At 69.2% G+C, this 13855-nt stretch carries 12 protein-coding genes and 1 pseudogene; 7 read left to right on the plus strand and 6 right to left on the minus strand.

The features are described 5' to 3' along the window. Window positions 1-143: 143 nt before the first annotated feature. The gene (locus ABH928_RS03665; protein ID WP_370061926.1) at window positions 144-626 is read right to left on the minus strand and encodes a hypothetical protein; all 483 of its coding nucleotides are present in this window, start codon (window positions 624-626) and stop codon (window positions 144-146) included. 28 nt (window positions 627-654) lie between these two features. Further along, a complete protein-coding gene (locus ABH928_RS03670; protein WP_370061928.1) occupies window positions 655-1413 on the minus strand; it encodes a transposase in 759 nt (252 codons plus the stop codon). Window positions 1414-2177: 764 nt separating this feature from the next. Between ABH928_RS03670 and ABH928_RS03675 the strand changes: the two genes are divergently transcribed. The 5 genes and pseudogenes from ABH928_RS03675 (at window position 2178) to ABH928_RS03695 (ending at window position 7073) form a co-directional block, all read left to right on the plus strand. Continuing rightward, window positions 2178-2783, plus strand: coding sequence for an ABC transporter ATP-binding protein (locus tag ABH928_RS03675; protein ID WP_370061930.1), 606 nt, complete (start codon window positions 2178-2180; stop codon window positions 2781-2783). Continuing rightward, entirely contained in the window at window positions 2780-3592 is an 813-nt protein-coding gene (locus ABH928_RS03680; RefSeq protein ID WP_370061932.1) for an ABC transporter permease, read from the plus strand. Before ABH928_RS03675 ends, ABH928_RS03680 begins: the two co-directional genes overlap by 4 nt. After that, window positions 3580-4440, plus strand: a pseudogene (locus ABH928_RS03685) (amidohydrolase family protein); the annotation flags it as partial. The gene ABH928_RS03680 and the pseudogene ABH928_RS03685, both read left to right, overlap by 13 nt. 26 nt (window positions 4441-4466) lie before the next feature. Beyond that, window positions 4467-5483: a TIGR03842 family LLM class F420-dependent oxidoreductase gene (locus ABH928_RS03690; protein WP_370061934.1), complete on the plus strand. Its 1017-nt coding sequence runs from the start codon at window positions 4467-4469 to the stop codon at window positions 5481-5483. Between the two features lie 60 nt (window positions 5484-5543). Next, a complete protein-coding gene (locus ABH928_RS03695) occupies window positions 5544-7073 on the plus strand; it encodes an NCS1 family nucleobase:cation symporter-1 (RefSeq protein WP_370062954.1) in 1530 nt (509 codons plus the stop codon). Between the two features lie 717 nt (window positions 7074-7790). Here the strand turns inward: ABH928_RS03695 and ABH928_RS03700 are convergent. The 4 genes from ABH928_RS03700 to ABH928_RS03715 form a co-directional block, all read right to left on the minus strand. Continuing rightward, window positions 7791-8633, minus strand: a complete 843-nt coding sequence (locus ABH928_RS03700) for a hypothetical protein (RefSeq protein ID WP_370061936.1) — start codon at window positions 8631-8633, stop codon at window positions 7791-7793. Window positions 8634-9152: 519 nt separating this feature from the next. Further along, a complete protein-coding gene (gene htpG / locus ABH928_RS03705; protein ID WP_370061938.1) occupies window positions 9153-11096 on the minus strand; it encodes a molecular chaperone HtpG in 1944 nt (647 codons plus the stop codon). 125 nt (window positions 11097-11221) lie between these two features. Further along, the gene (locus ABH928_RS03710; RefSeq protein ID WP_370061940.1) at window positions 11222-11680 is read right to left on the minus strand and encodes a hypothetical protein; all 459 of its coding nucleotides are present in this window, start codon (window positions 11678-11680) and stop codon (window positions 11222-11224) included. An 82-nt stretch (window positions 11681-11762) separates the two neighbouring features. After that, window positions 11763-12443 (minus strand): type III effector protein, encoded by a 681-nt coding sequence (locus ABH928_RS03715; protein WP_370061942.1) that lies wholly within the window; start codon window positions 12441-12443, stop codon window positions 11763-11765. A gap of 122 nt (window positions 12444-12565) precedes the next feature. Between ABH928_RS03715 and ABH928_RS03720 the strand changes: the two genes are divergently transcribed. Next, window positions 12566-13021 carry an Hsp20/alpha crystallin family protein gene (locus tag ABH928_RS03720; RefSeq protein ID WP_370061944.1) on the plus strand — a complete coding sequence of 152 codons (456 nt, stop codon included), beginning with the start codon at window positions 12566-12568 and terminating at the stop codon, window positions 13019-13021. A 225-nt stretch (window positions 13022-13246) separates the two neighbouring features. Further along, window positions 13247-13681 carry an Hsp20/alpha crystallin family protein gene (locus ABH928_RS03725; RefSeq protein ID WP_370061946.1) on the plus strand — a complete coding sequence of 145 codons (435 nt, stop codon included), beginning with the start codon at window positions 13247-13249 and terminating at the stop codon, window positions 13679-13681. Window positions 13682-13855 lie beyond the last annotated feature (174 nt).

Consider the following 13855-nt stretch of genomic DNA (forward strand, 5'->3'; position numbering starts at 1 on the left):
CAATGATCACGAAGCCCGTGCCTGTACTGCTATCCACACCGGGTCGGCCGCTACCCGAACACACCGCACAACCACGGAACTTGAAGTCGCCCTGGGTGCACAGTGCGGTCGGGAACGTAAGTGGCTGTTCAACGCCGCTGCGTTTAGCGTGGCGAGCGGGATGCAAGCCCGCCTTCCATGATCGATATTTCGGTGTGGAGGGTGTACTTCTGCCCGGTTTCCGGGTGCTTGCCGGTGTTCTTGACGTACTTGCTGGCGCTCTTGAGGCTGCGGGCCTTGAGTCGTTGACGTCGGCGTGCGAGTAGGAGGTTGTCCAGCAGCGCGTGGCCGATCGCTCCGACCAGGCGGGCAGGCCCGTGTGGCAGCACACCGGTGGCGGTGGTGACCTGGCCGCGCGCTGAGTGGAGGGCGACGGTGAAGCTGAGCCGGTCCATGTCCAGGCCCGGCCGGTCGGACGCCGCGTCTGCGGCGGTGCGGATCAGCGCCTGGTAGACGGCCAGCAGGCCCCAGACCTCCTGCTCCAGGTCCGCAGGGTGGCCGGAACGCAGGACCCGACCGTCCAGCAGGACGGCTTTCAAGCTCGCGTAGGCGGTCTCCGCCTGCCAACGCTCGTGGTAGAGGGCCACGAGCCGGCTCGCCGGATAGAGCTCGGGGTCAGTCAGACTGGTGAGCGTCCTCCAGGGTCACGGTAATCCACGCCTCGATCACGCGGACGGTCAGCATCTCGTAGCCGCGCCCCGCCCGGTAGGAGCCGGACAGTCGGCTGAGGTAGGAGCCGTCCGGCAGGCGCTGCCCGATGGTCGGGTGCCAGCCGGCGGTAGACCGCACTAGGAAGTGAGCGCCGGTGGCGTGGACGTCTCGCAGGAACGCGACCGCGTCGAAGGCGGCGTCCGCGAGCAGAAGCATGCGGGCGCCGAGACGGTTCAGCAGCCGTGTGGCGTAGACGAGTTCGCCATCGGCCTCGGGTCCGAACGCGGCGGCAATCACGGCGCGGGTACCTGTTTCGACCAGGGTGATCAGCCGCAGTACGGGATAGGCGAACTCGTACTGCGGGCCGTGCCGCTTGGTGAAGCGGGCGGTGACCGGCTCACGGTCGGGCAGGCGCAGGCTGGTGCCGTCCACCGCGACCGTCCGCATCCCGCACCACCAGGCACCTGGCCGGTCCGTCCAGGCCACCGCCCCCGCCAACGCCTCGAACACGAGCCGCAACGGCTCCGGCCCCAGCCGCCTGCGGGCCCGCGACAGCGAAGAGCTGTGCGGGCGCACCGGCACCAGCGAGCCCAGGCCCGCAGTGAGCTTGTCCCACACCGCCCGGCTCGCCTCCAACGCCGCATCCACCAGCGCGAAGTCCACGATCTGGGTCAACTCGCCCAGATGCCCCGGCGCGAACACCCCCGCCGCTACCGCGACCACCCGCCTGATGACAGACTTCTCCCGCAACGGGACCCCTGACCTTGATCGACTTTCTTCGCCGATCGTTGATCTACAGGGGTCCCGTTGCCTCGTGCAAGCCCTTGACCAGCCCGCTTGCGGCATAACGCAACGGCGTTGAAGTGGCTGTTGGCTTTCCGATCTTCAGGAGTGTCGGTCGAACGGGTCCCGTTCGGGCTGTCGGCCGCGGACCCGGCCTTCCACGCAGTCCGGAGGCGCCTGACTGGACCATGTGCGCCGTGTGGGCATGCGTGGTGCTCGCGGATCCCGCGACTCCCCGTTCAGTTCCAGCGCGGCAGCCGAAAGCCTTGCCTCAGTTGCGCTCGGGGATCCTAGCCTGATTCGCGTCGCCTTCCCACCCCAGGACGAAGACCATGTCCGGGCGGTCCTCTTGGAAAACGTCCGACGGATGGGCTGCGACGTGCTCTCCCACGCCACACTGTTCAGGACCCCGTAGAACGTCGCCGCCCTCATCGACGCCCCCGACGACACGGTCAAGCGGATCCGGCACGGCGGTCGCGCCGGTGCCTGGCTGACACCGGCCAGCGACGTCCACTCACCGATCAGCGCCGCGAACGCGCGGATTCTCGGCAAGGTCGTCGTCTTCCTGGGGAAGGTGTGGCCCGAACAGCGAGAACGCGGTCGGCTGATCCTTGCGTCTGTTGCTGGACGGGTTCGGCGGGCCGTGTCCTTCCCTGCCGGTGGATCGTTTGGTCTTGTACGTGCTGCGGGCGTAGGAGGTGTCGGTGGAGGTGTGCAATGTCCGCCACGGGTACGGCCGGCGGGAGGTTCTGTGCGGGGTGGACCTGGTGCTGCCTCCCGGTGCGTTGACCGGTGTGGTGGGGGAGAACGGCGCCGGCAAGTCCACCCTGTTACGGATTCTGAGTGGCGAGCTGCGTCCGGACGGCGGGGCGGTGCGTCATCGCGGCAGGCTCGGCTACTGCCCTCAGCAGGCGGTTCTCAATGATGCCTTCACTGTCCGTCAGCACCTGGAGTTCTTCCGCACCGCCTACGGCCTGCGGAACCTGTGCCGAGCCGAAGAACTCATGGATGTGCTGGGTCTGACTGCCTACGCAGGCGTACGCACCGGTGTGCTCAGTGGCGGGACGCGGCAGAAGGTCAACCTCACGCTCGCGCTGATGCACGACCCGCAGGTGCTTCTGCTGGACGAGCCCTACCAGGGCTTCGACTGGGAGACGTACCTGCGGTTCTGGGAGCTGGTCACCCGGCTGCGGGAGGCCGGTCGAGCGGTACTGGTGGTGTCCCACCTGGCGCACGACGCCGAGCGCCTGGACCGGCTGTTCCATCTCCGTGGGGGCGTCCTGCACGAGGGCGCGGAGGCGCGCGCGTGAATCGCACCGGTCCGGGTCGCGGGGCCTGGCGTCACCTGGCCACCGCCATCCGCTTCGCGCTGATCGAGCACGGCCGCAACCGGTTCGCCATGGTGCTGGTCGCGGTGTTCGTCCCCATCTGGATCAGCCTCGCGCATCTGGTGGTCACGCCCGGTTGGGTCCAGATCCGGCTTCGCGCGACCGGCGAGGTGCTTCGCGCGGGCGGCGACGAGCTGACCCAGATCAGCGGCGCATTGAACGCCGCCACGCTCATCGTCGGCTTCATGATGTTCGCCGCGACGTTCGCCTCCGGCGACTTCGACCGCCGGCTGACCATGGCCGGGTATCCGCGGATCCATCTGCTGCTGGCCAAGGTCACCGCCCTCGTCCTGGCCTCGCTCGCGGTCGCCGCCTACGCCACCGTCGTCATCTGCCTGTATTGGAGCCCCCAGCGGCCCTGGCTCCTGGCGGTGGGAATGTTCTGCGCGGCCATGACCTACGGCGCCTTCGGCGTCACCCTCGGAGCCCTGCTCAAGAAGGAGGTCGAGGGCATGTTCACCATCGTGATGATCAGCATCATCGACCTCACCGTGCAGAACCCCATCGCCAACCCGGTCGCGGACAACCGGCTCACCGACTACCTGCCCTCCTACGGAGCCATGCAGGCGAGCACCGCGGCCGGCTTCTCCTCCACCGTCCCGTTCACCGATCTCGCCCTCCAACTGGTGTGGTTCACGGGCGCAGCGCTCCTGGCTTTCCTCGTCTTCGACCGCCGCACCCGCAGCGCTCTACCGGCGGCACCGGCCTGCGCCTCGGTGACGGTGGGCTGATCATGATGCACGCCGAGAACGGCATCGCGATCGACGTGCTGGTGGAGCAGGCGCTCGCCGCCGGGCACACCGACCCGCGCTACCACGGCGAGGTGCGCCGCGAGCTGCTGGAGGCCGAGGCCACCCACCGGGCGATCCAGCTCGCCCGGGTCGCAGGTGCGCCGCTCTACGTCGTGCACGTCTCGTGCGAGCAGGCCGTGGCCGAGGTGGCGCAGGCGCGCGATCTCGGGCTCAACGTCTTCGGTGAGACGTGCCCGCAGTACCTCTTCCTGTCGACGGACAACATGGCCGAGCCGGGGTTCGAGGGCGCCAAGTACGTGTGCAGCACGCCGCTGCGGCCGAAGGAGCACCAGGCGGCGCTGTGGCGCGGGCTGCGCACCAACGACCTCTCGGTCGTCTCCACGCACCACTGTCCGTTCTGCTTCGTCGGGCAGAAGGAGCTCGGCCGCGGGGACTTCTCGAAGATCCCCAACGGCCTGCCCGGCGTGGAGAACCGGATGGACCTGCTGCACCAGGCCGTGCTCGACGGCCACATCTCGCGTCGCCGCTGGATCGAGCTGGCCTGCGCCACGCCCGCGCGGATGTTCGGCCTCTACCCGCGCAAGGGCACCATCGCGCCGGGCTCGGACGCCGACATCGTGGTCTTCGACCCGCACGATCGGTATGTGATGTCGGCCGCGACCCATCACATGAACGTCGACTACTCGGCGTACGAGGGCCGGCAGATGACCGGGCGGGCGCGCACGGTGATCTCGCGCGGCACGCCCGTCGTCGACGCGGGCTGCTACGTCGGCCACACCGGTCACGGCACCTTCCTGCCGCGCAGCACCTCCCAGTACCTGATCTGAGCCCTGAGTACGTGGAAAGGCACCGCATGGACATCGGCCTCGTGCTCCAGACCGACCCTCCGGCCCGTCTGCTCGTCGAGCGGATGAAGCGGGCCGAGGCGGCCGGGTTCACCCACGGCTGGACGTTCGACTCCTGCGTGCTCTGGCAGGAGCCGTTCGTGATCTACAGTCAGATCCTCGCGCAGACCGAACGGTTGACGGTCGGGCCCATGGTCACCAACCCGGTCACCCGCACCTGGGAGGTCACCGCCTCGCTCTTCGCGACGCTGAACGACATGTTCGGCAACCGCACCGTCTGCGGCATCGGCCGTGGCGACTCCGCCCAGCGGGTCGCCGGACGCAAGCCGGCCACGCTCGACCGTCTCTCGCACGCCATGCACGTCATCAAGGAGCTGGCGGAGGGCCGGGAGGCCGAGGTCGACGGCACGGTGATGCAGATCCCGTGGATCACCGGCGAGCCGGTGCTGCCGATCTGGATGGGCGCGTACGGGCCGAAGGCGCTGGAGTTGACCGGCCGTCAGGCTGACGGTTTCATCCTCCAGTTGGCCGACCCGTTCCTGACGCAGTGGATGGTCAAGGCGGTGCGCTCCGCGGCCGAGCGGGCCGGACGCGATCCGGGGTCCGTCACCGTCTGCGTCGCCGCCCCGGCGTACGTGACCGACGGCAGCGAGGAGCAGCTCGCGCACGCGCGTGAGCAGTGCAGGTGGTTCGGTGGCATGGTCGGCAACCACGTCGCCGACCTGGTCTCCCGGTACGGCGAGCACTCCGGCATGGTGCCGGACGCGCTCACCGACTACATCAAGGAGCGCCAGGGCTACGACTACTCCCACCACGGCCGGGCCGGGAACCCGGACACGGCCTTCGTCCCGGATGAGATCGTGGACCGCTTCTGCCTGATCGGACCGGTTTCCGCGCAGCTGGAGAAGCTGGAGCAGCTGCGGTCCCTCGGCGTGGACCAGTTCGCGATCTACGCCATGCACGACGCCGTCGAGCCGACCATCGACGCCTACGGCGAGCACATCATCCCCGTCCTGAAAGGCTGAACCACAACACACCAGAGGTGGTGCCCGGTGTCCTCGTCCTCGGCAACTCCCGCACCCTCCATATCCTCGTCCGACCTGATCGCCACGCAGACCGCTTTCCCCGACGGCCGGGTCGCCCTGGCCGACGGGGTGGTCCTGGACGATCCGCGCTTCGCCAACGGCGACCTCGCCCCCGTCCCCCTCGCGCGCCGCACCTGGCGCACCTACAACTACCTTGCCCTGTGGGTCGGCATGGCCCACTGCATCCCCTCGTGGACGCTGGCCTCCGGGCTGGTGGCGCTCGGCATGGACTGGAAGCAGGCCGTGCTGACCATCGCGCTGGCGAATGTGATCGTGCTGGTGCCGATGCTGCTGACCGGCCATGCCGGGACGAAGTACGGCATCCCGTTCCCGGTGTTCGCGCGGGCCTCGTTCGGCGTCCGTGGCGCGAACCTGCCGGCGCTGGTGCGGGCGGCGGTGGCGTGCTGCTGGTTCGGCATCCAGACCTGGATCGGCGGGGAGGGCATCTACCTGCTGGCCGGGAAGGTGCTGGGCAACCGATGGTTGACGGTAGGTCAGATCTCTGGGACGCCGTGGACGCAGTGGCTGTCGTTCCTGGTGTTCTGGCTGATCGAGATCGCGGTGATCACGCGCGGGATGGAGACGCTGCGGCGGGTGGAGAACTGGGCCGCGCCGCTGGTGATCGTCGGCTCCCTGGTGCTGCTCGGCTTCATGGTGTCGAAGGCGGGCGGCGTGGGCCCGCTGCTGGACCAGCCCTCGCAGCTGGGGTGGGGGAGCGGCTTCTGGAAGGTGTTCTTCCCCGCGCTGATGGGGATGATCGGCTTCTGGTCGACACTGTCGTTGAACATCCCGGACTTCACGCGTTTCGGGGGCAGTCAGCGGGCGCAGCTGTGGGGCCAGACGCTGGGGCTGCCGACGACGATGACGTTGTTCGCGGTGCTGTCGGTGCTTGTGACGTCGGGTTCGCAGGCGGTGTACGGGGAGCCGGTCTGGGACCCGATCGCGCTGAGCGCGAGGATGAGCAATGTGGTGGGGGCGCTGTTCGCCCTGCTGATCGTGATGGTGGCGACGCTGTCGGTGAACATCGCCGCGAACGTCGTCTCGCCGGCGTACGACCTGTCGAACCTGGTGCCCCGGTTCGTCAACTTCCGTAGAGGCGCGCTGATCACGGGCGTGGTCGGAATCGTGATCATGCCGTGGAAGCTGATCGCGAACCCGCACGTCTACATCTTCACCTGGCTGGGGGTGGTCGGCGGCCTGCTCGGAACGGTGGCCGGCATCCTGATCGCCGACTACTGGTTCGTCCGTCGCACCCGCCTGGCCCTCGCGGAGCTGTACCGGAGAGACGGCCGCTACTGGTACACGGGCGGCTGGAACCTGCGGGCGGTGCTGGCCTTCGTCGTGGGCGGCCTGCTGGCGATCGGCGGCTCGTACTCGACTGTGGTGAAGGGCGTGAAGCAGGGCCCGTTCCCGGCCGACGGAGTCATCCCCCTGCTGAAGCCGCTGGCCGACTACGGCTGGGCCGTCGGCCTGGCCTCGGCGTTCGTCGTCTACGCTGCCCTCAGCCTGGGGCAGCGCCGGACCGACTGACACGCCGTCCCACCGACCCCGCAGCCGCCCTGCCTCGCCGTCAGGACGGCTGCGGCCCACCTGGCGGCACCCACGGAGCACGACAGGTAGCGCACTTGATCCCCAGTCAAGTGCGTTGACCGTCTTGCTGGTTGGCCACCTGTTCGACGGGCTCCGAGCTGGTGGCCAACTATGTTGGGCTTTAGGATAGTTGGGCTATGCGCGTGGCTCTCCTGCCTTGTGTGAGCTGACGGAGCCCAGGTGTTACCTCGATCATGTATGTCCAGGTCTGTCCATGCGCGCTCAATCGCGCTCGTGCTGTCTGGTCCCAAAGTGGTCCCAGGGGGCTGAAGCCGGATCCTCAGTGGGATTCGCGCGCACCTGGGATACGTCCACGCACGCGCGACTCCAGTCCAGTCCGCCTGGCCGTGTTGAGTTCCGCGAGCAGTTTCCGATGGAGCTGGTCGAAGACCCCTGCATCCTGCCATCGCCCCAGACGCCTCCAGCAGGTCTGCCCGGGGCCGACGCCCAGCTCCAACGGCAACTGCAGTCACGGATCCCGGTGTAGAGCCCAAAGAGGACGCCCTGCAGGGGGCCAGGGGGGCGGCATCGGCTCGATGATCGCCCACAACTCGTCGTCCACGACCCACGGCTCGACGCTCACGTCCTCACGAACGGCCCAGCCGTCACACCGGTTACGGCTGACCTGCACCAACCCGCAAGATCGTGTTACGAGCTCTACGGAAGTTCGTAGGCGTGGGCGCGGATCGCCGCGCAGGCCTTGCAGTCGCCGATGAAGCGGAGCGCGGAGTAGCCGTCGGCTTGTTCCCGTTCGTGCCGCCACAGTGCTCGGAACTCGCCGCAGGGGCACTGTCGTTGAGCGAGGTCGGCCAGGGCGGCGGTCTCGGTGGTGAAGCCGGTGACGGTGGGTGGCCATTCGAAGGCGTCGGGGTCGGGCTGGGTGCCGATGTAGTCGGTGGCGACCTCGTTGTCGTACTCCCAGGGGTTCTCGCGCCGGTGGCGCTCGCGCCGCAGCCGGGCCGCTGGGTGGCTGCCCTTGGCGTGGCAGACCCCGCAGCGTCCGGGGCCGGCGTTGCTCGCGGCGCACCAGCACTTCCTGCCGCCGCTCAGCCGTGCCTGGCCGCCGCATTCGTTGCACACGGTCCAGCCGTTGCACTCGTGGCAGAGCACACCGTCGGCGAGGCTGTACGTGGCTTGGGGTTGCTGCCAGCCCCGCTCCGGGTGGTCGAACACCACCGGGGTTGCCGCCAGAAGGGTGAGCAGTCGCGAGCCGCAGCCGGTGTCCAGGCGGAGGGTGCAGCCCTCGCGCTGCGCCCGGACGTGGCCGCCCCAGCGCCGGGTCTCCCAGCCGCCCGCGGCGAGCGCGTCCGCCGCGGCCTCCGGGGCGGGCGCTGGCAGCTCCAACCCGGCCAGGCAGAGGCGCTGCCAGCCCACCTGTTCCCGGTCCAGCTGCACCGTGTCGCACCACTCCCGTGCAACGACCGCCGGTTGACCCGGCGTCAGTATGGCCACGGCCGACTGCACGTCGCCGCGCAACCGCTCCTCGGACCCGGTCTCCATGACATCCCCCGTTCACGCCCCGGAAGCCGGGACGGTTTCAGGTTACGCCGTCGCGTCGCCAGGTCTGCGGCCTCCACGGTCAGGGCCCGAACGGGCCATGGCTTTCGCGCATTCCGCTGTATCGGCCCCTCGCTGGGCCGTTGGTGGTGGCCGCCCGTGCGACGCGACCGGCGGTCTGTCCTCGCTCTGGTCTGAAGGTAGGGCAGTTGGTTCCGGGTGCGAGGATGGTCTGCCCTCGCCCACCTCATAACCCTCGCTGGCCAGCCGTTCCTCGTTCGCCTGTGCGGCGCACGCCCCCTACCGTCGGTCGACTGCGTCACTCCAAAACGGGTCAGCCGTCTCCCTGGGTGTGGCGAGCAGCGCCTCGAAATCCTCAGGTTCAGGTGATTCGACAACGAAGAGGTTTCCGTCAGGATCGGCGAGTTCGACCCACCCGCAGCCCCACCCGTTGTGGTACGGGGCCGGGGGAGTGGGTGCGGCCGGCCGGTCGTGTAGCCGGTCGGCCGCACGCCGCTGGGGTTACAGGGCTTTGGTGAGGCGGTTGGTGAGGAGGCGCGTGAAGCGGGCGGGGTCGGGCAGGTCGCCGCCTTCGGCGAGCAGCGCGCTGCCGTGGACGAGTTCGGCGGTCTCCGCGAGCGCGGGGTCGTCGGGGTTGGCCTGGTGGGCCTGTTGCAGGGCGGTGATGAGGGGGTGGGTGGGGTTGAGTTCGAGGATGCGCTTGACGGTGGGCAGTTCCTGGCCCATGGCGCGGTACATCTTCTCCAGGGTGGGGGTCAGGTCGTGGGCCTCGCCGACCAGACAGGCGGCGGAGGTGGTCAGCCGGGTGGAGAGGCGGACCTGCTTCACATGGTCGGTCAGGCTGGTCTGCAGCCAGGCCAGCAGGGCGGCGTAGTCCTGCTCTTGCTGGGCCTTGGCCGCCTTCGCGTCCTCCTCGTCTGCGGTGTCGTTGTCGAGGTCGACCTGGCCCTTGGCGATGGACTGGAAGCGGTGGCCGTCGAAGGCGGGGATCTGGTCGGTCCAGACCTCGTCGACGGGGTCGGTGAGGATGAGGACCTCGTAGCCCTTGGCGGTGAAGGCCTCCATGTGCGGGGAGTTCTCGACCATGGCGCGGTTCTCGCCCGTCAGGTAGAAGATCGTGTTCTGGCCGTCCTTCATCCGCGCCACGTACTCGCGCAGCGTGGTCGTCTCGGCCGGGTCGTGGGTGGAGTGCGCGGAGACCAGCTCCAGGAGGGTGTCGGCGTTGTCGCGGTCCTCGATCAGGCCTTCCTTGATGACCCGGCCGAACTGCTCCCACAGCGTCGCGTAGGCGTCGGTGCGGGTGGCCTGCATGCTCTTGATGGCGGCGAGGACCTTCTTGACGAGGCGTCGGCGCACGGCGGTGATCTGCCGGTCGTGCTGGAGGATCTCGCGGGAGACGTTGAGGGACAGGTCGTGGGCATCGACGACGCCCTTGACGAAGCGCAGGTAGTTCGGCATCAGCGCGTCGCAGTCGTCCATGATGAACACGCGCTTGACGTACAGCTGCACACCGCGCTTGGTGTCGCGGGAGAACAGGTCGAACGGAGCGTGGGCGGGCAGGAACAGCAGCGCCTCGTACTCGAAGGTGCCCTCGGCGCGCATGTGGATGGTCTCGGCCGGGGGCTGCCAGTCGTGGCTGATCTGCTGGTAGAACTCGCTGTACTCGGCCTCGGCCACCTCACTGCGCGGCCGGGCCCACAGGGCCTTCATCGAGTTCAGGGTCTCCGGCCCGCCTGCGGTCGTGCCGTCGGCGCCGGTGTCCGTGTCGGCGGTGTCGGTGGGTTCGGTGGCCATGCGGATGGGCCAGCGGATGAAGTCCGAGTACTGCTTGACGATCTGGCGGATCTTCCAGGTGGCGAGGTAGTCGCCGAGTCCGTCCTCGCTGTCCTCGGCCTTGAGGTGGAGGGTGACCGCGGTGCCGACCGGCAGACCTTCGGCCTCGGCGATCGTGTAGGTGCCTTCGCCGTCGGACTCCCACAGCGTGCCCTGGTCGGTGCCGGCGCGGCGGGTGTGCAGGGTGACCTTGTCGGCGACCATGAACGCGGAGTAGAAGCCGACGCCGAACTGCCCGATCAGGTGCTGGGCCGCGTCCGCGTCCTTGGCTTCCTTGATCTTGGCCAGCAGGGAGGCGGTGCCGGACTTGGCGATGGTGCCGATCAGGTCGACGACGTCGTCGCGGGTCATGCCGATGCCGTTGTCCCGCACCGTCAGGGTGCGCGTCTCCTTGTCGACCTCCAGGGTGACGTGCAGGTCGGAGGTGTCGACGCCGAGGCCGGTGTCGGTGTCGGTGAGGGATTCCAGGCGGAGCTTGTCGAGGGCGTCGGAGGCGTTGGAGATCAGCTCGCGCAGGAAGATGTCCTTGTTCGAGTAGATCGAGTGAATCACCAGCTGCAGCAGCTGGCGGGTCTCCGCCTGGAACTCCAGCGTCTCGGTCGTGGCGGCCACGGAACGTGTCTCCTTCGTGCAACGGGTGGACAGGGTGCGGGTCGGGTCAAGTAGCGAGATTCGGGCGGCGCCGCCACCCAGGGGCTGAACCGTTCGGCCCCCAGTGGCGCCCGGCCCATGGGTGTTCAGACGTGGCTGAGGGGTCTGTAGGGCTGCTCGGGTTTGGTGCGGCCGGGGCGGGACGTGCCGTAGCAGGACAGGAACAGCTTCCAGCCGTCACGGCATTCCAGCGTGGCGCCGTAGCGGACCGCAGGCGGGTTCGGGCGGACGCTGTACCGGTCGGCGCGAACTACTCCGCCGGACGGATCGTCCGCGCCGGCAGCGGTGGCGACCAGGGCCTGCTCGACGTGGGCCACCGGGACCGAGGATCCCGTCAGGTCCGGTATCTCCTCGGCACTGAAGCCTTCGTCGGTGGTGGGAGCCGGTCCGCTCGCTCCGGTTATGGACCACCACACCTGCCCGCCGTCGGTGAGGGTGACGGTCAGTCCGTAGGGGCTGTCGTCGTCACGCTTGCCGGCGTCGGTGATGCCGGGGACGGTGGGGGCGCGCTCGATGAGCAGCTGTTGGAGATCGGCTGGAGTCATGGGCGTCGGAGAGGTCGGGGACAGCAGGGCCGTCACGGATCAGGGTGTTACGGGGGCCGTCAAGTGCAGGTGGCCGTGGCGGTCATGGGCCCGGTGGGGTGCGGCGCTGCCGGTCGCTGTGGGCGCGCAGCTGGTCGGTGCGGGCGGTGAGTTCGTCCAGACGACCCGCGATTTTCGGGTGGGCCGCTTCGAGATGGGGTCGGGTTTCGGCGAGGGGCGCCAGCAGGCGGGCGGGGTCGTTGTCGCCGAGGGCGTCCAGGAGACGTTCCATGGCCGGGACCGCGCTGGTGGTGAGGTCCTCCAGGGCGCCGATCTGACCGGCCAGGCGGCGCAGGTCGGCGGCATTGTCGCGGGCCCAGCCGGTCACCGCGCGGTCGGCGGCGCGCTGGTCGCGGGCGGCCTGGACGCGCTGCTCACCAGTGCTGCCCGCCGTGGTGCCCGCAGCCTGGTCCGGGCGCAGGCGCAGGTAGCGGCGTTCGGCGGCTTGGCGGCTTTGAACACCGAGGGGTTCGGCGAGATCGGCCCAGGTGGCCCCCGCGGTGCGGGCGGTCTCGATCAGGCTGGTCTCCCAGCCGGCGAGTTCCTCGCGGACGTGCCGCAGCAGCATCAGCGCCGCCAGGGCCTGCCGGGGGTCGTCCTGGTCGGCAGCCTCGCGGGGTGCGTGGCGAGCCGTGCGGGCGGCGGCGTCCATCATCCCCAGCGCGGAAGCGGCGGCCATGAAGGAAACCGGCCCCGCCTCGCCGGTGTGATCGTGCGCGTCCATGATGGTCACTCTTTCGCTGACGGCGTGTTTGTCATCGTCTGGACGACATGCTACAACGGTTTCCGTTCGCACCGCACCGGTGCGACACAGCGAGAAAGCCCTTGGACCGGAGGTGTCCGACGATGTTCATGCGCACTGCGGTGACCCGCCAGGTGAACCCCACGGTCCGACAGGACCGGCCGGGTTCCGGGTCCCAGCTGGCACCGATCCCGGTGGACGCCTGGCGCGACGGCGACCGGTATGTCATCGCGCTCGACCTGCCCGGCGTCCCGGCCGACGCGGTGGACGTGGAGGTGGCCGGCCGGCTGGTGACGGTACGTGCGGAGCGCCGCCCCACCGGGCGGAGTCAGGCTGCGCGCACCGAGGCCGGTGAGCGGCGGCACGGGGTGTTCGCCCGCCGGATCGAACTGGCCGACACCCTGGACGCCGACCGCCTGGAGGCCGGCCTGCACGACGGCGTCCTGACCTTGACCGTGCCGGTGGCGGGGGCGGTCAAGCCCCGCAAGATCACCGTCCAGGGCGCCGAGGGCACGCGGCCCCGCCCCCGGCAGGATGCCGCGGCCCCCGCTGCGGCGTGACCACCCGGGCCGCGACGCCCCCGGCCGGCGCTGCGCGGCACCCCGCCCCCGATGGCCCGGCTGCTGAAGGCCACACTCATGTCCTGTTCACCCACCCACGCGTAACCACGTCCCAATGTCGTCCATCAAGCGACATTCAAAGCTTGTCACTTTATGGACGACGTGTTATCACGGGATGTGTGAGCGCGTCGATGTTGCCACTGGATTCGACGAGGAGGCTCGACGATGTTGATGCGCACTGACCCCTTCCGCGAGCTGGACCGGATCACCCAGCAGATGTTCGGCACCACCGGCACGTGGTCGCGCCCGTCCGCGATGCCCATGGACGCCTGGCGCGACGGCGACACGTTCTACGTGCAGTTCGACCTTCCCGGCATCAGCCCGGACGCGATCGACCTGGACGTCGAGAAGAACGTGCTGACCGTCAAGGCCGAACGCCGCCCCACGCAGCGCGGCGACAACGCCGAGGTCCAGGTCTCCGAGCGGCCGCTCGGGGTGTTCTCCCGGCAGCTGTTCCTCGGCGACACCCTCGACACCGACAAGATCAGCGCCGCCTACGAGGCCGGAGTGCTCACCCTCACCATCCCGGTCGCCGAGACCGCCAAACCCCGCAAGATCCAGATCAGCGGCGGCAGCGACCGCAAGGAACTCCAGGCCTGACCTTGGCCCTCAGGCCTGGACGCGGGAAAGGGAGAACGGCCGTGCGGGCGGAACCTTCCCCCGGACGCCCGCACGGCAACTCCGACACCGCAACCGGGCATCCCACGACTCCAGGCCCACACCCTCGGGCCTGGTGCCCCGAAAGGAAACGGTGTCGCGCGGACACACACATCC

Source organism: Streptacidiphilus sp. MAP5-3, from assembly GCF_041262505.1.
GTDB lineage: Bacteria > Actinomycetota > Actinomycetes > Streptomycetales > Streptomycetaceae > Streptacidiphilus.